The organism is Vibrio sp. 03_296 (assembly GCF_002265885.1).
Map to the genome: position 1 here is coordinate 47,350 of NZ_NPKW01000147.1, position 23,325 is coordinate 70,674.

Consider the following 23,325-nt stretch of genomic DNA (forward strand, 5'->3'; position numbering starts at 1 on the left):
CAACCTCCGACGAATTTTTATTGTTATGGCTAAAACTGCTTAGAGTTAACGGGAATCGCGTGGTCAATACGCAGTAAACTGATGATTTCGAGTGGCTGGCCGCGTACGTTTTCAATGCGCATGGTGCGTTCACGTTCAACTAATCTTTTATAGAGATAAACGATCGCCCCAATACCAGATGAATCGAGAAACTCAACACCACTCATATCGACTTCGATATCGGTATGGCGATCGTTGTTGATCAACTCATCAATGTGAATTTGGGCTTGGCGGCTGCCGTGGGCATCAAAATTACCAACGATAGACAGAGTGAGTGTTTGTTGATTGAGGTCGAGTGTGCTGAGTTCCATGTGACGTTCTCCTGTTGGGTGTCTTCAACAAATAGCAGGTTGTATGCCAAAAATTAAACCATAAAAATCAAACAGATAGATTGGCGCATCTTAAGCTTCTCAAATCGAAATGATTTTTTCTCAATTTGAGAATCAGGAAAACACGTCTGAGAGCATGGAAAAATTGTAATTAATAGAACCCTTTTTCGATTTTTACTGAGTGCTGTCGCACATCATTTATGAACCTCGAAACTAGACGTGAACATGGTGGAGAAATGCGATAAAAACGCTAGAAAGGAAAGGATTAAGGGAAGCAGGATGCGTTTGACTATGTTATCGATGGCGATTCTCGTCGCCATCCCTGCGATGGCTGAGGAAGAGCCATTGCCAATACCAGAGGTGATGCTTGCACAAACTTATGGGCATGGCGTGAAGATCAATGACTACTGGTACAGCGAAAAACTGGATGGTATTCGGGCGTATTGGACCGGCACTCAATTACTCACTCGCAATGGCAATCGAATTTATGCTCCGAAGTGGTTTGTTGAAGCATTGCCACCGATGGCGCTCGATGGTGAGTTGTGGGCCGGACGAGGCAACTTTCACATTGTGCAGCAGACGGTGTTGGACACCACGCCTGATGAGCATGCTTGGAAGCAGATTGACTTTATGGTTTTTGACCTACCTGAGTCAGCGGGTGATTACCAAAAGCGCTACTATACCCTGATCGATTTAGTAAAAAACATCGACGCAAAGCACATCAAATTTGTTGAGCACAAACCGATCGTCAGCGAAGCACAGCTTTTTGAAAAACTGGATGCCATTACTGGCGTCAGTGGAGAAGGGGTGATGCTTAGGAATATTACCAGTCGCTACCAAGCGGGACGGGGCAGTGATCTACTAAAACTGAAGAAGTACAGTGATGCAGAAGCGATGGTCATTGGCTATAAACCAGGGAGTGGCCGTTTAATGGGGATGCTAGGTGCTTTGTTAGTGCGGCTTGATGATGGGACTGAGTTCTATATTGGTAGTGGTTTCACTGACGAACAACGCAAAAATCCCCCCGCCATTGGTGCGACCGTTACTTATCGACACAATGGTTTCACTAACAGCGGCAAACCCAAATTTGCCCGATATCTGCGAGAGCGTCTTCCAGAATAAATGGTCTAAATAACAGAACTTCTAACTGAAATGCGTTGATTGTGTGACGAATGTCTTGCGTTATAGAGTTGGAAATTATATAACGCAGTCTCCATGTTTTTTGTATGTTTATCATCCATATGCGCTATGAAATGATAGTTTTCATGGCTCTAACTTATCGTTTTTGCTCTGTCGTCTGCGTTGCTTTGATGGCGTGGCATTGCGGTAGCCCTGTCTTCAAGGAAGAGCGAATCTGAGTCAGTAATGCCGAATGTCATCAAAAGTTAAACCGTTATTCATATCACTTTTTTCTGCTCTCATTCCAACTGCGGTTTTTGCCGAGCCTCATGCCTTACCTTGCGATCTCTACCTAGATGAGATCATCTCCGAGCAAGAGCATATTTACCTTCAGTATTACGTGGATTCGCTACGCTACCCACAAATCACGGCAAATAAAGCGTTCGTTTATCCAGAAAATGGCAGCGATAACGCCAAAGCCTTGTATTTGTTTGCTAAAAACAACCTCTTTAAGTATGAAGGAAAAGAAAGCTCCAACTTACCCGAAGTGCTTGAGTTGGCAGAGCAAACGAATCAGCAATGGATTAAGGCTGAAGCGAAGTTAACGCAAGGTCGTGGGCTGATGGCCCAAAATCATTTTCGCCAAGCAGAGGCGTATTTTCTTGAAGCGCAAGAGATGGCCGATGCGCTTGGCTACCAGTCTTTAGAAGGGCGCGCGCTAAAATGGCTCGGCAACGTAGCCTATGAGTTTACCGATTTTACGGTGGCGCTGAATCAGTATCATCGTGCGTTAGAGATTTTTGAACAGAATGAAGAGCCGCTTCAGGCTTCTATGGTGCTCAATAATATCTCCACTGTGTACATGGATAGCAAAGATTGGCAACGTGCGGAGCAATTCAATCGTCAGTCTAATCGACTCTATGACTCTAATCATTTCAAAAACACTTTGTTTGAAGCCATCTTACTCACGAATGCCAGTGTGATTGATGGGGCCATGGGGCGTAAAGATTCTGAACTCACTAACATCCGATTGGCATATGAAAAGGCCGGCTTGGCAGGGGCCAGCTATCTAAAAATTAAAACCCTAGTCAACATGACGGAAGTATTGCTGAGGCAAGAGCACACGCAACTCGCCATGGAAACCGGTTTAGAATGTCTCAAATTTGCACAGAAAAACGGCACTGAGCGTCAAATTGCTCATTGCCAAGACATTCTTGCGGAAGTGTTCCTCGTCGAAAATGAACTCAAAGATGCTACCAGCTATATCCAGTTGGCATTGAAGCAGTTTGAAGAAGATAAAGAGACCATTGCGATCATTGAGGCGCTAAAAACATTGTCTCGAATTCAACAGCAATCGGGTGAACTCAAGTCTGCGCTGCAAACTTATCAAACCGCGTCGCAGTTAGAGCAAAAATACCTCACAGAATCGTTTAATACGGACGTGGCGATTGTCAGAGGTCGGCTCGATGAAAAACTCGCGTCGCAAGAGTTGATGTTGCTGGAGGCGAAAAATGCATTGCAACTGACCCAACTGGAAACGCAAAAATTACGTGAACGGGCCTATATGCTGACCGTGACTCTATTCTCGTGTCTCGCCTATCTGCTTTGGCGTAAACTCAAAGCAAGCCAACGTTTACAACAAACATTGACGCAACAAAACGTGCGGCTAGAGACGCAATCTATGATTGATCCTCTTACGCGGGTGAACAATCGCAGCTATCTGGATAAATGGTGGCAAAGCATCAGCAACAAGTCAGACACCATGAACACGCCGAAATGCTTGGCTGTAGTCGATATCGATCATTTCAAACAGATCAATGATACATATGGACATCAAGTGGGTGATGATGTGTTGTCTAAGGTAGCCGACATGCTTAGCTGCTGTACGCGTGGTGACGACTTGCTGCTGCGATGGGGGGGAGAAGAGTTTGTTCTAGTATTGAATCTAACTTGCCAACAGGCCCATCAGACATTAACCAGGCTGCAAGAAGCGATTTCGCGAACTGAAATTGCCGCATCGGATGAGGTTGTCGCCGTTACGGTTTCGATTGGTGCGGTTTGTGTCTCTTCGGCTCATGAATTGCAGAAAAATTGGGAACCCTATTTATCGCAAGCCGATGAAGCGTTATATGACATCAAACGTGGTGGCAGAAATGGCGTAAAAGTCATCTGAGCCCCTTTTCTTTTTCCTTTCTGCGCAGTGTTTATTCTATCGCAGATAAACAAAAAGCCTCATCAGAGGCTTTTTTCGTTGGATATATCGCCATATCGCGATTAATCACGGAAGTTATTGAACTGGAACGGTTGGCCAAGTTCTGCGGCACGAATTGCGGCAATAGTTTCTTGCAAATCGTCGCGTTTTTTACCCGTTACGCGAACTTTGTCGCCTTGGATAGAAGCTTGTACTTTCAGTTTGGCATCTTTAATCAGCTTAACGATTTTTTTCGCCATTGGCGTTTCAATGCCTTGAAGGAAAACAATGTCTTGATGCCAGTTTTTACCCGTCTGCTCAGCCGTTTTCGCATCCATAGAGTTTGCGTCAACACCACGCTTAGCAAGGTGACCACGTAAAATATCGCGCATTTGCTTTAACTGGAAGTCACCTTCAGCAGAGACTTTTACCGTTTGCTCTACTAGCTCAAAGCTAGCTTGCACGTTACGAAAATCAAAACGAGTCGAAAGCTCACGGTTTGAGTTGTCTACAGCGTTGCGTAGTTCAACGGTATCGATTTCAGAAACAATGTCAAATGACGGCATGGTTTAAGTTCCTATAGTTATTATCTTAACGGCTTTCTTTTACAGCAGTCGCAAGCATGTCCAGCATTTGCGCTGTGTGTTCCCAGCTTAGGCAAGGGTCAGTGATCGATTGGCCGTAGGTCAAGTTATCAAGATCAGTCATCGGCTGATTGCCTTCGGTAATAAAGCTTTCTGCCATGATGCCTGCGATATAAGTGCTGCCCGCTTTTAGTTGGTTACAAATGTCTTGCGCGACATCGAGCTGTTTACGATGTTGCTTTTCACAGTTCGCGTGACTGAAATCAACGATCAAACGTTGTGGCAAATCGAATTCAGCCAATGATTGACATGCAGACTCAACCGATTTTGCATCAAAGTTAGGGCCTGTATCACCACCACGCAGAATAATGTGTCCGTATGGGTTACCACTGGTTCGGTAAACGGTCATGCGGCCATTTTTATCTGGAGAGTAGAAGTAATGTGAAGCTTTTGATGCGCGAATTGCATCAATTGCAATTTTCACGTTGCCGTTGGTGCCGTTTTTAAAGCCAACCGGGCAGGAGAGTGCTGACGCCATTTCACGGTGAATTTGCGATTCAGTGGTTCGTGCACCAATTGCGCCCCAAGTGATCAAATCAGCAATGTATTGACCGGTGATCATGTCAAGAAACTCGGTTGCGGTGGCAAGGCCAAGTTTGTTGATGTCGAGCAATAGCTTACGTGCTTTATGTAAGCCAGCTTCTAGCGCATACGAGCCATCCAGATTTGGGTCGGTAATGAGGCCTTTCCAGCCCACCACAGTGCGTGGTTTTTCAAAGTAGGTACGCATAACGATGAACAGCTCATCGCGATACTGCTCTTGGATCGAGCTTAAACGCGTCGCGTAATCAATCGCGGCTTCAGGATCGTGCACAGAGCAAGGACCGACAATCACCAAAAGGCGGTTGTCCTTACCCGTTAAAATATCTTCAATTTGTCTGCGAGATTTCGCAATTCGCTCGGCCACATCGTCGGTAATCGGATGGGCTTGGCTCAACTCAGCGGGAGTTGGCATTGGACCCAAAGGTTGGGTTCTCAATTCATCTGTTTTTAGTGGCATGTGATAGCTTTGTATTTTATTACGAAGCGGTAAAGATAACGGAATTAGCCACAGGAATAAACCATTTAACGGGATTCTTAGCCATCTATTTAAGTGTCAAACTGTAAAGCTGGCGTGAATTAAAATGAATATAAGCGTAAGTGAAACAGTATGAGTAACTGTTAATAAATAAAAGCCTTAATGAAAAGGGAGTTAATGAACATTTTCCACTGAATTGATGATGAATCGTGGGGATAAATTCGTGATGGACTCAGCGACTTGATGATTTTTGTTAACAATTCTTTGACAACTGGCGCGGTGCGCAGGAAACTGGTCTGACTAGTTATAAGGAAACGCCACTATGCTTACGTCACTACAAAAAGCCAATCTTTATCTCAATATGTTTGGGTTTTCAAAAGTTCCCCTGATCTGGTTGTGTCGCCCTAAAATCATTGCCATTGATGAAAAAATGGTGGAAGTGAAAATCCCTCTAAGAAAACGAACAAAGAACCACCTCAATAGCATGTACTTCGGTGCATTAGCGGTAGGTGCGGATGTGGCAGGAGGTTTTTTGGCGATGAGCAAAGCCAAAAATCAAGGAGAGAAAATTTCTTTGGCGTTTAAGGGCGTTAAGGCGGAATTTCTTAAAAGGCCAGAGGCGGATGTGCATTTTGTTTGCCATGATGGTCCTTTGATCGACCAAATGCTCGCGCAAACCATGCAAACGGGTCAGCGGGTGAATCAAGATGTTCGAATTACCGCGCTGTGTCCCACTTTGCACGGAGACGAGCCGATGGCTGAATTTGATTTAACCCTATCGATTAAAAAAGTGGTGCCTAGAGCATAACGCTATGTTTCAGGCTGTTCGATTTTCTCGATGGCAACAATTTTCGAGCGATTCATGACAATTTTCCAGCGGTAGTAAACGGGTTCACCTTGGTGGGTGTTTTCTTTCACGATCAGATTAAAGAGATGGCGTTTTTCCACTGATTCGCGACTGACTTGCCCATCTTGTAACCGATAGATACGGTTACTGCCTTTGTCCATCAAGCGTGTAAATGGTCTTAAACTGATGTTGAATGTTTCTCGTGTTTGTTCATAGCCACTCAAAAAGCGAGATGTCGACATTTCCGTTTTGGCATGGTAGTGAAGAATTTGCTCTTCACGCTGAACCACGCGTCGTTTCCGAATGGCCTGAATGCGATCCGGCAGTTTATTGATGACGGTGTAATCTAACCATTCCAACTTGTGGCCGACCTCTTTCCCCGTCGTGGGGTCGGTGTATTTACGACGCCACTTCGGCTTACCTTTGCGGATCCAACGCCACATCATGTCGCGCAAGTCATCTTTAAAGATTTCACGTAAAGCATAAATGATCGACATAGCGACGATGAATGACGCAGAAATTTCACCAAGATAATCTCGCGCAGAAATGACCGTGGTTGTTACAAACACCATGACAAGACCGGTTGCCAAGCCTTTGATCATGCGTTTGATGTTCTTGCCTAGTGAGGTGGTTTTCTCATTCAACACAATCGGGTGCTCAATCAAGCGGCGCAGTAAACGCATTTTGTTGGTCATGCGCGTTGCATCGTCTGCTGCGTTGGACGAGTTGTACTTATTGAGCTTTCGATGTGCTTGCTCTTTTTCGCAGAGAGTGATTAAGCGATCCTTGATGGTGCTGTAATCGCCTTCACGCGGTAAGTGGGCAACCAAGGCAAGAAATTTTTGTTCTGTGTACCAAGAAAGATAGTTATCGATGTTGACGTAATAACGCTTAAGAATCTCTTCATAGGGGATAGAGCGGCGCAGTCTTTTGAGGATATCGAGAGAAATCTCTATCACCTCATCGACTTGATCTTCGGTGACGCCGTCACTAGATTGCTCATTCAGCTTAGCCACGGCTTTATCGAGTGCGATGACGTATTGATAGGCAAACAAACTCAAGCTAACACGATACTGAGTATTTGATAAACGCCCCCGCTGCGCCAATCGGCTGTGCACCAGCGGAAGTAGCGTTTTGTCACTGTAATAAGAACGCTTTTGCACAACAGAGGTATAGTAAAACTCAGATTCAGAGAGCACTTCAGGCGTTAGCCCAAGCTCTCCAGGAACGAATAGGTAGAAGTCGAGATCGAGTTTTTTACTTGCCCCCATAATATGGCTGATCTTGAGGGTGATGGAGTCTTGTTTATCGACTGAAATCAACGAAATACCCTATTTGATAAATAATTGTATTGAGACTTGCGCAAGAATAGCAGAGATCACGTATAATCTCTGCAAATTTGCAGTGAGATATATTCAATGATTAAAGTTGGTCAAATTAACAACTTAGAAGTAACTAAACGCACAGATTTTGGTGTATTCCTAGATGGAAAAGACTATGGCAGCATTTTACTGGCAAATAAGCATGTGCCAGAAGGCTGTGAGGTCGGCGCTCAAATCGATGTTTTTATTTACTTTGACTCCGACAATCAGTTGGCTGCTACAACTGAAACGCCAATCGCACAAGTGGGCGAATGGGGCTTGATGAAGGTTGAGGGGGTCAACAGCACGGGTGCTTTTGTTAACTGGGGCATCAAAGAAAAAGATCTGCTAGTGCCATACAGTGAGCAACGCAGTCGTTTTACTGCTGGTCAATCGATTCTCGTGTATGTGTACACCGATAAAGCCTCTGGTCGCATTGTCGGCACCACCAAATTCAATAAGCTGCTTGATAAAACACCAGCGAATTACACCCGCAACGAGCAAGTGGATCTGATCATTGCCGAGCGCAGTCAACTGGGCTTCAAAGCGATTGTGAACGGTTCACACTGGGGCATGATTTTTCCATCGGATGTTTTTGGCAAGCTGTTTATCGGCAAGAAACTGAAGGGATACATCAAAAACGTTCGTGAAGATGGCAAAATTGACCTTGCATTGCAAAAAGTGGGCGTTGCCAAAATGGACGACCTTTCTGAAAAAGTCCTCGAGTTACTTGAAAAGAAAGGGGGCTTTTTGCCACTTAACGATAAGTCGACTCCAGAGGCAATCTTTACGGCTTTTCGCACAAGCAAAGGGACATACAAGAAAACCATCGGCGGCTTGTTTAAAGCAGGCAAGATCATCATTGAGAAAGATGGTATTCGCGCGGTGAAGTAGTCACTGGTCATTCTTGCCCGCAAAAAAAGAGGCCCATCGGTTCCGTCGGTGGGCCTAGGGGAAATGGCTCTTAAGAGCCTGCGCTAAACAGTGTTGCTATGTGAGTGGTAAGAATGTTACAGAAGGGGAGATTCTTACTTGGGTTTCACATCCAACTGATCCTAAGTGTAGTACAGGCTTACTGCGCTGCTTGGTTCTAAGACCCACGCAGCGCTGATTCTGGAAGCAGTCTTAGATTTAGAACAAATTCTTATCTCTGACTAATTCTCGCGGTAATCCATTCTTAATTTTGTTACTTACCCACTTACCCAAACCAATAATTGCGCCTTGGTAGCGAACGAAAACTTCGCCTTTGCCACTGTTTTCTGGGTAGATATCGCGGCCCATAAACCATTCGCGTGCGGCATCGGTGTCAATGTCCACAACGGTTTTCTCATCGCCACTGGCTAGTGTTGTTGCAATCTGATGCTGCCAACGATAGCCATTCTTGTGCTTTTCAGCCAGCTTGATCCCCATTCGAGAGAAACGCAGTTCACCCAGCATGGGTTCTAAAGCATTAGGGAAGAGCCAAACATCGTTGTCTCGTAACCAAATGGTGCTGTCCGCTGGTAAACTGATATCGAGTGAATCAGAGAGGGATTTCTCAATCAAAGCGCTCTCTTTTTTACTCGCTTTTTGAAATGGAAACTTACCCATTTTCTTGTTGACGTCTGGAGTGTTGACCGACGCCAGTTTGCGAATACGCGCGACGAAGAAACCTTCACTGTCGTACACTTGTGGGAAAATATGCAAAAACCCTTCTTCTGTTAACGCTTTTTCTGCGCCATCAAAGAGTGAACTCAAACTTTCAAACGCCACGGCATCGCCAAACGTGTGTTTTAGATGGTGACAAACTTGCTGGTTTTCTTCTTCGCTCAAGGTGCAGGTCGAGTAAACCATGACTCCGCCCGGTTTGAGCGCTTGAAACGCACTTTCAATAAGATCTTTTTGTGTCGCGGCGATTTCCAGTACCGATTCTTGGGACCAGTTTTTCATGGCATCTTCGTCTTTACGCACAGTGCCTTCACCTGAACAAGGGGCGTCAAGCAATACGGCATCAAACGATTCTGGTAGCCAACCACCAAACACGCGGCCATCAAAGTTGCTCAATGCTGCATTCCGAACGCCGCATCGTTCAATGTTGGCGTGAAGCACTTTCACCCGGCTTGCCGCATACTCGTTCGCGACCAAAATGCCTTGGTTGTTCATTAATGCTGCGATTTGTGTGGTTTTAGAACCAGGTGCTGCAGCGGTATCCAGCACCGATTCAAATTGGTTTTCACCTAGAAATAGTGCGCTAACTGGCATCATTGAGCTGGCTTCTTGAATATAGAACAAACCGCACATGTGTTCAGCTGTGTTGCCAAGCGGCACTTTGCTTTCATCTGCCTCAATCCAAAAACCGGTTTCACACCAAGGAACAGGTTGAAGTGTCCAACCTTTCTCTTGCGCGATGGTAAGAAATGCATCAACGGAGATCTTGAGCGTGTTGACGCGGATACTTTTACGCAATGGCTGCTGACAATAGGCGATGAAATCGTCCATGTTCAGGGCGCGAGGTAGGATGGTTTTGATTTTGTCCAGAAAGGTTTCTGGCAGATAGACGTTTGAATGCACAGTAGGGTTCCAGGTGCCAATATGGGAGGGGAATGATAAACGAATTGGCGAGCAGACAAAAATAAAAATGCAGCCCGAAAGCTGCATTTAGAGTCACACTAAGGTTTAGGAATGGCTGTTCGCCACTTTTTCCACTCCTCCTCGGCTTTGTCGTAGAGGAAAAACGCTTGGCCTTGTTGCGCGATAGGTTCCAATTGTTTTTGCGGTGGGGTTGCGAAGGCAATACCGCCTCGGACCAAACTATCAAATGAGCCAGCTTTAATGTTGGCACCGGATAGGCCTATTGAAACGTCTACGCCAGACACATTCCAAAACAGGCTGTTTTGTCTGACCAAATATGCGTATTCGTTTTGAATCTCGATACTAAAGACTACACGATCAGCAAACTTACCAAGCTGGACATCGCTCACGCTGCCTACTTCCATATCGCGATAAAGAATCGGCGTTCCAACACTGACCGAGCCACGATGCTCACTTTGTATTGTAAACATCGTCCCCGTTGGATGAGGTGGCTTATTGGCCAATTCAAAACTGAATGCTGCTTTTCCTTTGCCGGGCTCTACTTGGATGTATTTGCTGAGTAGGGCATCGATGTTTTTTACCCCATTTAGACCAATCTTGGGTTCGGCTAACCAAAAATGCGAATCTTGTAAAGCCACATTGGCGACGTACTCAGGCAGAATTCTTGCCGATGCCTCTACGATGCCTTTGTTGAAATCAGGTGCCACCAGTGTAATTTCTCCCACTTTGACCCCTTGATATTGGATTGCCATTCCTTTGCTGAGGGATTGGCCTCCATCGCTTTTAAGCGTAATGATTCGACCAAATTTACGCGCTTGGTTTTGGTCGGGATAGAGTTTCCAATGCTGTCCAGTTTTGTTCTCAATGCCAGCGACCGTGTCAAAAGCAATCCCACCTTGTAGTAGGGTTTTAAGCGGAGCGGCTTTGATCGCCACACCAGCCAAGCTGGCGTCCACTTCGACACCCGAGCGGTTCCAAAACACCGTTTGATCATTGATGAGGTGCTTATAACGATTCTCGATGCTGATAGTGACTTCAACCCCACCGTTGGCCAAGGAGAAATCTGAGACGCTACCAACGGGTAGGTTGCGGTAGAGAAGAGGACTTCCTTTTGAAATCGGCGGTAATTCTGCAGCAAACAGGGTCAATGTTTGCGAGCCCGTTTGATTGAACTTTGCCAGCTCGGCAAGTGAGCGACTTTGGAACAGCTGATAGGTTGGATTAGCGCTGTTTTTTCCTTCACTGACGAAGCTAATCGAGCCTGTGAGTAGCTGTTTGGCTGGCGGAACAGTGACACTTAGGCCAGATTCAGTCAGCTCAGCGGTTGCACTGCCTGTGACGAAAAAGCGGTTGTTGGCGCGAATTAAATGGGCGTATTGTTTGTCGATGAGGACATCAAGATACACTTCGTTGGCAGGTTGACGGGCTGTGTTTTCGTCCAGTAAGCCGACTTTGATCACCGAACCAACAACAATCCCTTTGTAAAGGATGTTCGCACCTGCATCGAGACCGTACGAGCTGTCGGACAAGAGACGCACAGACAAGGACTTAGCTTGTTGTTGTGAATATTCCTCTTTTTTAATCGCAGTAAAGCGGCGAGATTTTTCACCGTCACCGGGAATGATGGTAAGGAAGTTACCGCGAACCAAATTACTGATGTTTTCGACACCAGAAAGCGACACTTTGGCTTCTTCTAACACAAAATCACTGCCTGTTGTCAGCATGTCGCTAAAGGCAGGTTGAATAGCGGCATTGGCAATGATCACTTCGCGCCCTTCTGAAAGTGAAAGATTGGTAATTTCACCGACTTCAATGCCTCGGTACATAATCGGTGCCCCGTTTGAGCTAATGTTATGACCATCGGGGAGGGTGATTTGTACTGAAATCCCGCGGCCTGCTGTTTTGAGGTCGCGATATAAACGAAACTGAGCATTTTTCTCCACAGGTTCACCATCATCTGGCGAATCGACCGCGATGGCGCCGCCAAATAACGCGCTCATGCTTTCCAAACGAACGTCCACACCTTCAAAGCCAATGCTGGCCCCAATGCCACTGACATTCCAAAATCGGCTCTGCTGGTTAATGATGTGGCGATATTCATCGTCAATTCGAGCAAGAATGGTCACCGACTTACCGTTTTCCGCTAAGCGGTAACTGTACACTTCTCCGATGGGGATTTTCTTGTAAACAATTTTAGAACCAATGGAAACGCCTCCCAGATCGCGGGCACGTAAGGTGATCGTCAGGCCCTTCTCTGCAAGAATATCGGTTGGCGCGCTATCAAGCGCATAAAACACGGTTTCGGCTTCATCGTCGTCATTGCCGGGTTGAATAGCGATGTAGTTACCAGAAACCAACGCATCAAGACCAGAGATACCGGAGAGACTGGCCGTCGGTTTTACCAACCAAAAACGGGTGTTTTTGTTGAGTAGTTGAGTCGCTTCGGGATAAATATCGGCATCGACGTAGATATTAGAAAGGTCTTTGGAGAGGTTAATATCTCGAACCATGCCGACTTCTAAGCCTTGATAGCGAATCGTTGTGCGACCTGCAACCAACCCTTGTGCGTCAGAAAAGTAAATTTGAACTCGTTGTCCTGCATCGTGGATCGCCTTCGCGACCAACCATCCCGCAAGCAGCATGGTTAAGATAGGCAAAATCCAAAGAGGAGAAATCCCTTTGTTCTTTCGCACATCAGGAGTGTAAGATTTTTGCGAACTATTTTGTTTGCTCATGCAATGACTCATCTTTATTTGCATCTGAGTAGTTGTCCCAGATTAATCGGGGATCAATACTTTCTGCGGCCAACATGGTTAACACAACAACCATACCAAATGCGACCGCTCCATATCCGGGAGTAAAATCGAGAATTTGACCTCGATCGACTAAGGTCATCATGATCGAGATGACAAAAAGATCCATCACAGACCATTTACCAATCCATTTAACAAAGAAGTAAATGGTCATTCTCTGGCGATGGTAAATCGTACGTTTGAAATGGATGCACAAAAGTATGTAAGTCAAACCGAGTATCTTAGCGACGGGCACCACAATACTGGCGACAAAAATGATCACGGCGATGCCATGCATGCCGTTTTTAATTAAGGATGCAACACCCGAAAAAATCGTATCTTCTAGCCGTTGTCCATTAGTGATCAGAATCGAAATGGGGATCAAGTTGGCCGGGAAAATCGCGACAGTGGCTGCAATCAAATAGGCCCATGTTTTTTGCAATGAGTGCGGTTTGCGATGGTGTAAAGGGCTATGGCAGCGAATGCATTTCTCTGCTTCGGGTTGAGACATATGACAGCTATGGCAGTGGACATGCTTTTCTTCGAGCGAGTAGTGGCTTTCTGCATGCCATGTTTCCCAATATCGCCTGACACTGACGCGAGTTATGAGCAAGACACTAAAAAGTTGCAATAGGAGCAAGCCAACTAAGCCTGGCCCAACGAAAATATCGGAATAGTCTTGCAGTTTAAAACATGAGATGGCGATGCTGACGAGGAAGACATCCAGCATCATCCAGTGTTTAAGGTTTTGCACGATTTCCAGTGAATACTTGAGCACTCGAAACCAGCGATAATGCAGCGCCATATGAGCGGTCACCACGGCACTACACACTAATAAGGGGGCTAATGAGCTACAAAACATGATCAGCAGTGAAAGAGCAACAAAGCCTTCATCCATTAAGGTCAACATGCCGGAAGGGAGCGTTGCAGGGATCATGACACCAAAAAGTCGGATGCTGATAAAGTTAAAAAAGTGAGATGGGATAAACAGCATCAAACAGGTGATCGCGATGGCGAGGTTTCCAGAAAGGCTAGGGTTGCCACCACGATAGAGCTGCGTTCCACACCTTGGACAATATGCGCTGCGACCTTTGGTAACATGCAACACATCGACGGGAAGTTCGCACCCTTGGCACAAACGGACTTTTTCAATTTGGGTTTGATGCTGATGAGTAGTAGGAGAGGTCATTGCGACCTCTCAACATGGGCGACAGAAGACGTGCTGCCACTAGCTGGCATGCGATTGGACACTGCCATAAAGTGTTTGATACAAGCCATCTTGTTCAACCAGTTCACTATGTGTCCCGCTTTGTGTAACTTGCCCATCTTCCAATACATAGATCAAATCCGCTTGTTTTACCGCGGACAATCGGTGTGCCACGATAAGCGTTGTCTTTCCTTTCAAATATTCATTAAGCGCTCTATGGAGCGCCGCTTCGGTTGCGGTATCTAACGCAGAGGTCGCTTCATCCAAAATCACAAATTGAGGATCACTCAATACCATGCGAGCAATGGCTAAACGCTGTCTTTGACCTCCGGATAAACGTATTCCATTTCGGCCCACTTGCGTATCTAACCCAGCAGTTAACTGCGAAATAACATCTTGCAGTTGAGCAATTTCTAACGCTTGCCATAGTGCGCTTTCGTCATAGTCGCCACCAAGGGTCAGATTATGCCTTAGGCTGTCATTAAATAGTATAGGTTGTTGTAATACAACAGCAATTTTTTCACGAATTAACTCAAAACCAATATCATCGCTGGACTCATTATTGTAGCGAATGACTCCACTGTCTTGTCGGTAGACACCAATAAGCAGCTGAATTAATGTGGACTTTCCACCACCACTTGCGCCAACGAGAGCGACTTTCTTTCCCGCTGGGATTCGTAAATTCAACTGATTTAATACAGTGGTTTCACTGTTGTAAGAGAAGCTGACATTTTCGACCGAAACATCAATTTCTTTGCCATCAGTGAAAGGATTGACTTTCGACTCAGGTCTATACTCTTCCTCCAGTTCCAAAAGCGCGTTGATGCGAGCAAGCGCCGCTTTCGCGCTATACCAAGAAAACTGGATACCTAGCAGTTCTTGAACCGGAGTCAGCATGAACCAAAGATAACCAAAAACCGCAAAAATTTGGCCAATAGTGAGATCACTAAAGAGCACCATGAGCATCGCAACGGCGCGAAACAACTCAAAACCAAGTAAAAAGAGCAAAAAGGAGACTCTACCTGCCGCTTCGGATTGCCAAGCATATTTGTCTGCGTTGAGTCGGACTTGATCGGCTTGCTGTTTGAGCTCTGAGAGAAACTCTCTTTCCTTATTGGCTGCTCTCAATTGATAGATACCATCAAGGGTTTCAACCAAGCGATTTTGAAACTGCTCAAATGCTTGGTTTTCGCGCTTTTTGAGATGTTTGACTTTGCTGCCTAGTTTTCTTGAGAAGTAAATAACGATAGGGTTCACTAAGAGGATAAACAGGCCAAGTCGCCATTCCAGCCACAGAAGAACACCCGCAGTGCCGATGACGGTAAGCAAACTAATCACGAACTTCGCTAAAGTGCTGCCGATGAATTGGTCAATGGTTTCGATGTCTGTGATGAGATGAGCGTTGATGCCTCCGCTACCTCGAGTCTCATATTGACGAATACTGATGCGACCGAGTTTGTCGATCATCTTAGCGCGCATTTGATAAGTAATGGTTTTTGAGACCAAGGTGAACTGGCGGCTCTGTAAAATGTTTAGTGCTTGGCTGGTGATACGCATCAGGATCACCAGTAACAAAGTCAAAAAGATATACCCTGTTGGTGTTTGCCATGCTTGAGGCAATAGGGTATTCATGGCTGCCAATCCTTTACCCGGTTGATCAAGTAACACTTCATCAACCATGAGTGGCATAAGTAGGGGAATTGGGACGCTAACCAAAGTAGCAACAATGGCAATGAGGTTCGCAAACACAAGCTTAGATTTGTGTTTTTTTGCTTGTGTTAAAAGCCAGGAGCGGCTAATAGTGTCGGATGTCGATAACATTATAATGAGAATAAGTCCTATTTATATTAGAGTCAGCATTCTAGCGGCTGTTGATTCTATTCCAAAGTAAATTCAGGAAATTATTAATGCACGCTTCAGGTGTGCAATAAACAATTGGAAGCTTTATATGACCATAGAACATTACCAAACACTCACCAAACAAGCAGTCGCACTTATTGAATCAGAGCGTGACTTAATCGCCAATCTTTCCAACATTAGTGCGTTGCTGAACATGGGAATGTCCGATCTCAACTGGGTTGGATTTTACTTATATAAAGAAGACGAGTTGGTTTTAGGGCCATTTCAGGGAAAAGTAGCGTGCGTGCGAATTCCTATGGGTAAGGGCGTATGCGGAACGGCAGCGCAAACTTATACTGTTCAACGAGTGCATGATGTGCACGAGTTTGAAGGACACATTGCCTGCGATGCGGCGAGCAATTCAGAAATTGTGATCCCTTTCTCAATCAATGGGCAATTGGCAGGCGTTTTGGATATTGATAGCCCAAGTGTGGGTAGATTTAGTGAAATTGATGAACAAGGGTTAACATTTTTCATGGCAGAAGTAGAAAAGCTGCTTAATTCACACGCGAACAACGCATAAATTGGGTAACGAGAGTGGTTTTTCGCCCGCATCTCTCTATAATACGAGAATATTTTTATCTTAATGCTCGCGGGCAGGCCGCTCAAACCAGGACAACTCATGACTGAAAAGTTAAAAAACAGCAAAGAAGTTATTGCATATATTGCTGAATGTTTCCCTAAGTGCTTTACTTTAGAAGGTGAAGCGAAACCTCTTAAAATTGGTATTTTTCAAGATCTTGCTGAACGTCTAAGTGAAGACGAAAAAGTAAGCAAGACTCAGCTTCGAGCAGCGTTAAGACAATACACTTCTTCTTGGCGTTACCTACACGGCGTTAAACTAGGCGCAACTCGCGTTGACCTAGATGGTAACGAGTGTGGTGTACTAGAAGAAGAACACGTTGAACATGCGAAAGCAACGCTAGCGGAAAGCAAAGCTAAGGTACAAGCTCGCCGTAAAGAACAAGCTCAAAAAGCTCGTGACGAAGAGAAGTCAAAGCCAAAAGCTAAAAAAGCACCTCAGCAACGTCGTGCTAACAAACCTCAGGCGCAAAAGCCTGCGAAACAACCTGTGGAAACACGTGCGCTAAACGCAGATGAATTGATCACTGGTAAAGCGGTTAACGTAAACATGGGTAAAGGAAACATGGCTGCGACTATCGTAGAAATTAATAAGGAAGATGTGCGAGTTCAACTGTCTAACGGCCTTCAAATGGTTGTGAAAGCGGAGCACCTTCGCGCATAAAGGAGACACTCCTACGCATGAAATGCCGTTCAAAAGTGACTCTGATTGCTGCTAGCCTTTGGCTAGCAGCGTCAGCTCAGGCTCTTGAAGCCAAACTATCAGAAAAAGATCTCCCTATACTTGCACCTGAAGTTCAACACGAAACTGCAAGCAAAAGGGTCACTTCTCGTTTTACTCGTTCTCATTACAAGCATTTTAATTTCAACGATGATTTCTCTCGAGCGATGTTTAATCGCTATATAGAAATGCTTGATTACAATAAGAACATCTTCACCCAAGCAGACATTGATTCATTTGAAAAGTGGTCAACAGAGTTGGATGACCAACTCAAAGAAGGCAACAATCAAATCGCGTTCGATGTTTACAATCTCTCAATGAAAAAGCGTTTTGAGCGATTCTCCTATGCTCTCAAACTGCTCGATCAAGAAATCACCTTTGATACGAATGATGAGATTGAACTCGATCGTAGTGATGCGGCTTGGCCCAAGGATCAAAACGAGCTCAATGAACTGTGGCGTCAGCGAGTAAAATACGATGCGCTGAACCTCAAGTTGACTGGCAAAGATTGGCCAGAAATTAAAGAAATTCTAGAAAAACGTTATAACAACGCGATGAAGAGAATTACTCAAACGCGCAACGAAGACGTTTTTCAACTTTACATGAACGCGTTTGCGCGCGAAGTGGATCCTCATACCAGTTATCTTTCACCAAGAAACGCTGAACAATTCCAGTCCGAGATGAACTTGTCACTGGAAGGCATTGGTGCTGTTTTACAGATGACGGATGATTACACTGTTATCCGTTCTTTGGTTGCTGGTGGCCCTGCGTCTAAAAGTAAACAGTTAGGCGAGGGGGACCGAATCATCGGTGTTGGCCAAGATAAGAAAGACATCGTCGATGTGATCGGCTGGCGTCTTGATGATGTTGTCCAGTTGATTAAAGGTCCTAAAGGAACCAAAGTTCACCTACAAGTTCTGCCAGAAGGAAAAGATTCCAAGAGTTACGTTGTCACTATTGTGCGTGACAAAATTCGCTTGGAAGACCGAGCGGTGAAGGCCGAGGTGATGGAAAAAGATGGCAAGAAAATCGGTGTTCTAGAAGTACCGAGTTTTTATGTGGGTCTTTCTGCCGACACCGATAAGCTGCTGACTGATCTCAAAGGTAAGGGTGTTGACGGCATCATCGTTGATTTGAGAAACAATGGTGGTGGGGCATTAACTGAAGCCACTGCGCTCACGGGTTTGTTTATTGAAAAGGGCCCTGTGGTTCAAGTTCGTGACAGTTATGGGCGAGTGAAAGTCAACGCTGATACGGATGGACAAATCAGTTATTCAGGCCCGATGACGGTGTTGGTGAATCGCTATAGTGCATCAGCTTCTGAAATTTTCGCCGCTGCACTACAAGACTATGGCCGCGCCATTATTCTTGGTGAAAACTCTTTTGGTAAAGGAACCGTACAACAGCACCGCTCGCTGAATCATATCTATGATTTATTTGACAAAGAAATCGGTTATGTTCAGTACACCATCCAAAAATTCTACCGAATTGATGGAGGCAGCACGCAAAACAAAGGTGTCGTGCCAGACATTCCTTTCCCTACGGCGATTGATCCTGAGGAAACAGGTGAGAGTGTTGAAGATAATGCTCTACCTTGGGACAGTATTGAGAAAGCGGATTATCAAGTGTTACAACGTAATGATTCTTTAATTGAACAGTTGCGTGTAAAACACGATGAGCGGATCGCTAACGAGCTAGAGTTTAAGTTTATTGCGGAAGACATTGCGAAGTACAAAGCAGAGAAAGACGACAATACGCTTTCTTTGAATGAAAAAGTGCGTAAGCAAGAATCTGAACAGGCTGATAAGCAGCGCCTAGATCGCATCAATCAACGCCAAGCATTAGCGGGTAAAGAAGCGTTTAAGACTTTAGACGATGTACCCAAAGACTATGAAACGCCAGATGCATACCTTGATGAATCTGTTGCCATCATGGTAGACATGCTGAAAAAACCGTCCTAACGCCGGTGTGATGATAAAAAGCGAGCGTTAACGCTCGCTTTTTCATTTATAACCCATAGCAAAGTGAAGGAAAGATGACGTATAGATGAAGTTATTTTTCTCTGAACAATAATGTGATTTAAGTCAAAAAAATTCGCCATATGATGACTCCATGCCTAAGCTTTAAGAAAACGGCATACAGCCCAAGTGTGGAGATGAACAATGAAATGGCTCTTAACTTTGCTCGCTGCGCTAACGCTATCTTCGGTTTACGCTCAAGATACGTCCACTAAATCTGCTGATTTAACCTATTTTGACACCCCTTTATTACTTGGCGATTGGTATTTGGTGAATCCGAATGTTGAAGAAAGTCGTGAAGACTTTAGGGCGATTAAGCTCACGTTAAACTCTAAGTATGAGTTCCAAATCGATATCCAAAAACGCGACTACAGCATTGACCATTGGGAAGGGATCTACACCGCAAATGAAGACACCATCATATTAGGACTCAATACGGATGAGCCTCAAGTCTATCAGTATGAAAGTAATCACAATATGCTCAATCTCAACGGCGTGACGTTCACTAAAGGGTTACCCAATGCACTGGCAGGTATTTGGTCGAGTGCGCAATTATCTGGAGAAGGGATGATCGCGAATCAGATAAACAAAATGGACTTAATTTTACAGCCTGATTTTGTATTTATGTTTAGGGTGACATCTGAGGATGGTGATGAGTCGGTCAAGAAAGGGGTTTACTACACCGAAGGAAATCATTTGGTGTTGTTATACGAAAATGGTGAGCATGATACAACTTATGTCTTAGACACAGATCAGTTAACGTTACAGGAAGAGAGTGGAGAAATGCTCGCAGTACTTAACCGAGTACGTTAACCCAAGTGGGCCTAATAGAGGCTGTCTAAATGGCAGCAAAAGAGACATATTGATGGATTTTTCATCGGAAAAGAGAAGATTTTCAACGAGTCTTCTCTTTTTTTACGTCAAGCCTTGTTTTATTCGTTTCCAAACCGCATCTAACAGAGGTAATTTATCTGTGCCCGAAAAAACAGACACACAGATGCACAAGTGGTAGTTGCGGTTAGCGTAAACCTTTAAAGCAATTATGAAATAACGACGGGCACATTCTGATTCACTGTACAAGGATTTATAGATATGTCTCAAACCCCACAGGCTAAATATCGTAAAGATTACAAAGCGCCTTCACATACGATAACCGACATCGATTTAACCTTTGATCTTTACGATCACAACACCGTCGTCACGGCGGTTTCTCAAGTTAAGCAACAGGGTGAGAGTGATCTCCTAGAGTTAGATGGTGAAGCTCTAAAACTGATTTCTGTTGCTGTGAATGGTGAAGCATGGTCGGCGTTTGAGGTTAAAGAGAGTTCCTTGGTTATCTCGAATCTCCCAGCAGAGTTTGAACTTGTCATCGTGACCGAAATCGATCCAGAAGCCAACACCGCGTTGGAAGGTCTGTATAAATCGGGTGGTGCTTTTTGTACACAATGCGAAGCTGAAGGTTTTAGACGTATCACATATTACCTAGACCGCCCTGATGTGTTAGCGCGTTACCAGACAAAAGTGATTGCCGACAAAGCACAATATCCTTATTTGCTGAGTAATGGTAACCGCATTGCAGATGGAGAACTGGAAGGTGGCCGTCATTGGGTTCAATGGCAAGATCCGCATCCAAAACCTGCATACTTGTTTGCTCTTGTTGCAGGCGACTTTGATGTGCTTCGTGATAAGTTTGTCACCAAGTCTGGTCGTAGCGTAGATCTTGAAATCTTTGTCGACAAAGGAAACTTAGATCGTGCGCCACATGCGATGACTTCGCTGATCAATTCGATGAAATGGGATGAAGAACGTTTCGACCTCGAGTATGACCTAGATATCTACATGATCGTCGCTGTTGATTTCTTCAACATGGGTGCGATGGAAAACAAAGGTCTCAATATCTTTAACTCAAAGTTTGTTTTAGCCAACTCTCAAACCGCTACTGATGCAGACTACCTCGGCATTGAGCGCGTGATTGGTCATGAGTATTTCCACAACTGGACAGGAAACCGCGTGACTTGTCGCGATTGGTTCCAACTGAGCTTGAAAGAAGGTTTAACCGTTTTCCGCGATCAAGAATTCTCTTCTGATCTTGGCTCTAGAGCAGTCAATCGCATTCAAAACGTGCGTACCATTCGCGGGCCGCAGTTTGCGGAGGATGCTAGCCCAATGTCTCATCCCATTCGCCCTGATAAAGTGATTGAAATGAATAACTTCTACACGCTAACTGTGTATGAAAAAGGCAGTGAAGTTATTCGCATGTATCATACTTTACTGGGTGAAGAAGGTTTCCAAAAAGGGATGAAGCTCTACTTTGAGCGTCACGACGGTACTGCTGCGACTTGTGAAGATTTTGTCTCTGCCATGGAAGATGCAACGGGTGTTGATTTAACACAGTTCCGTTTGTGGTACAGCCAGTCGGGTACACCAACACTTCGTGTGAGTAGCCTATATGATGCCGAGAAACAAACTTACGCATTAACCGTTGAGCAGTCGACCGAGCCAACACACGAGCAAGCGGAAAAGCAACCATTGCATATTCCATTCGATATCGAGCTTTACGCAGCGAATGGTGATGTGATCCCAATGATCATTGCCAGCAAGCCTGTTGGAAACGTGCTGGATGTGAAAGCGGACAAACAAACCTTTGTGTTTGAGAATGTGGCAGAGCAGCCAGTGCCTTCTTTGTTACGTGAGTTCTCTGCACCGGTTAAGCTTGAGTACGATTATTCAGATTGTGAGCTGATGTTCCTTATGGTGAATGCTCGTAACGAGTTTTCTCGTTGGGATGCCAGCCAGATGTTACTGGCAAAATACATTCGTCAAAATGTTGAGCGAGTTCAGGCGGGTGAAGAAGTAGAACTGCCTGAGGCGGTTGTTGATGCCTTCCGTGGTGTGCTTCTTAATGCAGAATTAGATTCTGCGTTCATTGCTGAAGTCATGTCATTGCCAAACCACAATGAAGTGTCTGGTTGGTATAAGCAAGTCGACGTTGATGCGATCGCTCAGGTTCTTAAACAGTTGAAAATCATTCTTGCAACGCAGCTAAGTGATGAGTTGAGCGCACTTTATCATAGCCTCAAGCAAGCTGAGTATACGATTGAACACGCAGCGATTGGTCAGCGTGCGTTACGCAATATCTGTCTAGCGTATCTGGCATATACTCAAGAGGGTAATGATTTGGTATTGAAGCAATACCAAGAGTCGAACAACATGACCGATACAGTTGCAGCGATGGCATCCGCCAACCAAGCGCAATTGCCTTGCCGTGAAGCACTGATGCAAGATTACAGTGATAAGTGGAAGCATGATGGTCTCGTTATGGATAAGTGGTTTATCCTACAAGGCAGCAACCCTGCTGCCAATGCACTAGACGTTGTTAAAGAGACGATGAAGCATGAAGCATTTAGTCTTAAAAACCCCAATCGTACACGTAGCTTGATTGGTTCTTTCCTTGGTATGAACCCAGTGAACTTCCATGATAAATCTGGCGCGGGTTATCGTTTTGCTGGCGAAATCCTACGTGAGTTGAACAGTACCAATCCTCAAGTGGCATCGCGCTTAGTGGATCCTTTACTCAAGTTAGGTAAGTACGATAGTGATCGTCAGGCGTTAATTCGCCAAGAGCTCAAAGCCCTTCAAGGTTTAGAGGATTTGGCAAAAGATCTATTTGAAAAAGTGTCAAAAGCACTAGAAAACGAATAACAGTGATCGTGAGATAGCTGGCACAATGCCAGCTATCTTGTTCAAACTATGAATTACTATTACTTCACACTCAATATTAGCTATCAGGCATTTTTAGCTCACTATTCTGGTGCGGCGAGTGCTGTTCAAGTGGTGACAGAGCAAGGACTGAGGATTCAATTACCAGCGGTTAAATTTCGGCCGTTTCTCAGCCAGTTAGGCTTAAAAGGGCGCTTTAGACTAACAACTGACCAGAATCATCGATTTATTAAGTTAGAATCACTATAAGAACCTAGTTTAACAGTG

Annotated in this window: 18 protein-coding genes; 10 read left to right on the forward strand and 8 right to left on the reverse strand. The window is 45.0% G+C overall.

Features of this window, described 5'->3' with window-relative positions:
* Positions 1 to 29 precede the first annotated feature (29 nt).
* On the reverse strand, positions 30 to 350 hold the full coding sequence (locus tag CIK04_RS19755; RefSeq protein WP_011080500.1) for an STAS domain-containing protein: 321 nt from the start codon (positions 348 to 350) through the stop codon (positions 30 to 32).
* A gap of 297 nt (positions 351 to 647) precedes the next feature.
* Here CIK04_RS19755 and CIK04_RS19760 point away from each other — a divergent pair, with 297 nt between their 5' ends.
* Complete coding sequence (locus tag CIK04_RS19760; protein WP_045629467.1) at positions 648 to 1,490, forward strand: DNA ligase; 843 nt, start codon at positions 648 to 650, stop codon at positions 1,488 to 1,490.
* A gap of 250 nt (positions 1,491 to 1,740) precedes the next feature.
* On the forward strand, positions 1,741 to 3,660 hold the full coding sequence (locus CIK04_RS19765; RefSeq protein WP_097352693.1) for a GGDEF domain-containing protein: 1,920 nt from the start codon (positions 1,741 to 1,743) through the stop codon (positions 3,658 to 3,660).
* A 101-nt stretch (positions 3,661 to 3,761) separates the two neighbouring features.
* On the opposite strand, the gene CIK04_RS19770 is transcribed toward CIK04_RS19765, so the two are convergent.
* On the reverse strand, positions 3,762 to 4,244 hold the full coding sequence (locus tag CIK04_RS19770; protein WP_011080497.1) for a YajQ family cyclic di-GMP-binding protein: 483 nt from the start codon (positions 4,242 to 4,244) through the stop codon (positions 3,762 to 3,764).
* Between the two features lie 25 nt (positions 4,245 to 4,269).
* A complete protein-coding gene (locus tag CIK04_RS19775) occupies positions 4,270 to 5,322 on the reverse strand; it encodes a 3-deoxy-7-phosphoheptulonate synthase (protein ID WP_017422084.1) in 1,053 nt (350 codons plus the stop codon).
* A gap of 340 nt (positions 5,323 to 5,662) precedes the next feature.
* Between CIK04_RS19775 and CIK04_RS19780 the strand changes: the two genes are divergently transcribed.
* A complete protein-coding gene (locus CIK04_RS19780; protein WP_097352694.1) occupies positions 5,663 to 6,148 on the forward strand; it encodes a PaaI family thioesterase in 486 nt (161 codons plus the stop codon).
* A gap of 2 nt (positions 6,149 to 6,150) precedes the next feature.
* On the opposite strand, the gene CIK04_RS19785 is transcribed toward CIK04_RS19780, so the two are convergent.
* A complete protein-coding gene (locus tag CIK04_RS19785) occupies positions 6,151 to 7,509 on the reverse strand; it encodes a hypothetical protein (protein WP_011080494.1) in 1,359 nt (452 codons plus the stop codon).
* A gap of 96 nt (positions 7,510 to 7,605) precedes the next feature.
* Here CIK04_RS19785 and CIK04_RS19790 point away from each other — a divergent pair, with 96 nt between their 5' ends.
* Complete coding sequence (locus CIK04_RS19790; RefSeq protein ID WP_045629466.1) at positions 7,606 to 8,442, forward strand: S1 RNA-binding domain-containing protein; 837 nt, start codon at positions 7,606 to 7,608, stop codon at positions 8,440 to 8,442.
* A 237-nt stretch (positions 8,443 to 8,679) separates the two neighbouring features.
* On the opposite strand, the gene rsmF is transcribed toward CIK04_RS19790, so the two are convergent.
* The 4 genes from rsmF to CIK04_RS19810 form a co-directional block, all read right to left on the reverse strand.
* Positions 8,680 to 10,098, reverse strand: coding sequence for a 16S rRNA (cytosine(1407)-C(5))-methyltransferase RsmF (gene rsmF / locus CIK04_RS19795; RefSeq protein ID WP_086467434.1), 1,419 nt, complete (start codon positions 10,096 to 10,098; stop codon positions 8,680 to 8,682).
* 98 nt (positions 10,099 to 10,196) lie between these two features.
* A complete protein-coding gene (locus tag CIK04_RS19800; protein ID WP_157806503.1) occupies positions 10,197 to 12,854 on the reverse strand; it encodes an MlaD family protein in 2,658 nt (885 codons plus the stop codon).
* Positions 12,838 to 14,100, reverse strand: a complete 1,263-nt coding sequence (locus CIK04_RS19805) for a paraquat-inducible protein A (protein WP_017422080.1) — start codon at positions 14,098 to 14,100, stop codon at positions 12,838 to 12,840. Before CIK04_RS19805 ends, CIK04_RS19800 begins: the two co-directional genes overlap by 17 nt.
* Positions 14,101 to 14,139: 39 nt before the next feature.
* The gene (locus tag CIK04_RS19810) at positions 14,140 to 15,939 is read right to left on the reverse strand and encodes an ABC transporter ATP-binding protein (RefSeq protein WP_038963529.1); all 1,800 of its coding nucleotides are present in this window, start codon (positions 15,937 to 15,939) and stop codon (positions 14,140 to 14,142) included.
* A 127-nt stretch (positions 15,940 to 16,066) separates the two neighbouring features.
* Here CIK04_RS19810 and CIK04_RS19815 point away from each other — a divergent pair, with 127 nt between their 5' ends.
* From CIK04_RS19815 to CIK04_RS19840, 6 genes are all read left to right on the forward strand, one after another.
* Positions 16,067 to 16,540 (forward strand): GAF domain-containing protein, encoded by a 474-nt coding sequence (locus tag CIK04_RS19815; RefSeq protein WP_011080488.1) that lies wholly within the window; start codon positions 16,067 to 16,069, stop codon positions 16,538 to 16,540.
* A gap of 99 nt (positions 16,541 to 16,639) precedes the next feature.
* Entirely contained in the window at positions 16,640 to 17,263 is a 624-nt protein-coding gene (proQ, locus tag CIK04_RS19820) for an RNA chaperone ProQ (RefSeq protein ID WP_038940817.1), read from the forward strand.
* A gap of 17 nt (positions 17,264 to 17,280) precedes the next feature.
* Positions 17,281 to 19,281, forward strand: coding sequence for a carboxy terminal-processing peptidase (gene prc, locus CIK04_RS19825; RefSeq protein ID WP_039448590.1), 2,001 nt, complete (start codon positions 17,281 to 17,283; stop codon positions 19,279 to 19,281).
* Between the two features lie 201 nt (positions 19,282 to 19,482).
* Entirely contained in the window at positions 19,483 to 20,151 is a 669-nt protein-coding gene (locus tag CIK04_RS19830; RefSeq protein ID WP_011080485.1) for a hypothetical protein, read from the forward strand.
* Between the two features lie 279 nt (positions 20,152 to 20,430).
* Positions 20,431 to 23,040 carry an aminopeptidase N gene (gene pepN / locus CIK04_RS19835; protein ID WP_097352696.1) on the forward strand — a complete coding sequence of 870 codons (2,610 nt, stop codon included), beginning with the start codon at positions 20,431 to 20,433 and terminating at the stop codon, positions 23,038 to 23,040.
* Positions 23,041 to 23,088: 48 nt separating this feature from the next.
* Positions 23,089 to 23,307 (forward strand): DUF2835 domain-containing protein, encoded by a 219-nt coding sequence (locus tag CIK04_RS19840; RefSeq protein WP_011080483.1) that lies wholly within the window; start codon positions 23,089 to 23,091, stop codon positions 23,305 to 23,307.
* Positions 23,308 to 23,325: the final 18 nt, after the last annotated feature.

What these genes read in the sequence shown, in the direction of transcription:
- CIK04_RS19755 (WP_011080500.1), bottom strand. Translation starts at nt 350, where the DNA reads ATGGAACTCAGCACACTCGACCTCAATCAACAAACACTCACTCTGTCT.
- CIK04_RS19760 (WP_045629467.1), top strand. Translation starts at nt 648, where the DNA reads ATGCGTTTGACTATGTTATCGATGGCGATTCTCGTCGCCATCCCTGCG.
- CIK04_RS19765 (WP_097352693.1), top strand. Translation starts at nt 1,741, where the DNA reads ATGTCATCAAAAGTTAAACCGTTATTCATATCACTTTTTTCTGCTCTC.
- CIK04_RS19770 (WP_011080497.1), bottom strand. Translation starts at nt 4,244, where the DNA reads ATGCCGTCATTTGACATTGTTTCTGAAATCGATACCGTTGAACTACGC.
- CIK04_RS19775 (WP_017422084.1), bottom strand. Translation starts at nt 5,322, where the DNA reads ATGCCACTAAAAACAGATGAATTGAGAACCCAACCTTTGGGTCCAATG.
- CIK04_RS19780 (WP_097352694.1), top strand. Translation starts at nt 5,663, where the DNA reads ATGCTTACGTCACTACAAAAAGCCAATCTTTATCTCAATATGTTTGGG.
- CIK04_RS19790 (WP_045629466.1), top strand. Translation starts at nt 7,606, where the DNA reads ATGATTAAAGTTGGTCAAATTAACAACTTAGAAGTAACTAAACGCACA.
- CIK04_RS19800 (WP_157806503.1), bottom strand. Translation starts at nt 12,854, where the DNA reads ATGAGCAAACAAAATAGTTCGCAAAAATCTTACACTCCTGATGTGCGA.
- CIK04_RS19805 (WP_017422080.1), bottom strand. Translation starts at nt 14,100, where the DNA reads ATGACCTCTCCTACTACTCATCAGCATCAAACCCAAATTGAAAAAGTC.
- CIK04_RS19810 (WP_038963529.1), bottom strand. Translation starts at nt 15,939, where the DNA reads ATGTTATCGACATCCGACACTATTAGCCGCTCCTGGCTTTTAACACAA.
- CIK04_RS19815 (WP_011080488.1), top strand. Translation starts at nt 16,067, where the DNA reads ATGACCATAGAACATTACCAAACACTCACCAAACAAGCAGTCGCACTT.
- proQ (WP_038940817.1), top strand. Translation starts at nt 16,640, where the DNA reads ATGACTGAAAAGTTAAAAAACAGCAAAGAAGTTATTGCATATATTGCT.
- prc (WP_039448590.1), top strand. Translation starts at nt 17,281, where the DNA reads ATGAAATGCCGTTCAAAAGTGACTCTGATTGCTGCTAGCCTTTGGCTA.
- CIK04_RS19830 (WP_011080485.1), top strand. Translation starts at nt 19,483, where the DNA reads ATGAAATGGCTCTTAACTTTGCTCGCTGCGCTAACGCTATCTTCGGTT.
- pepN (WP_097352696.1), top strand. Translation starts at nt 20,431, where the DNA reads ATGTCTCAAACCCCACAGGCTAAATATCGTAAAGATTACAAAGCGCCT.
- CIK04_RS19840 (WP_011080483.1), top strand. Translation starts at nt 23,089, where the DNA reads ATGAATTACTATTACTTCACACTCAATATTAGCTATCAGGCATTTTTA.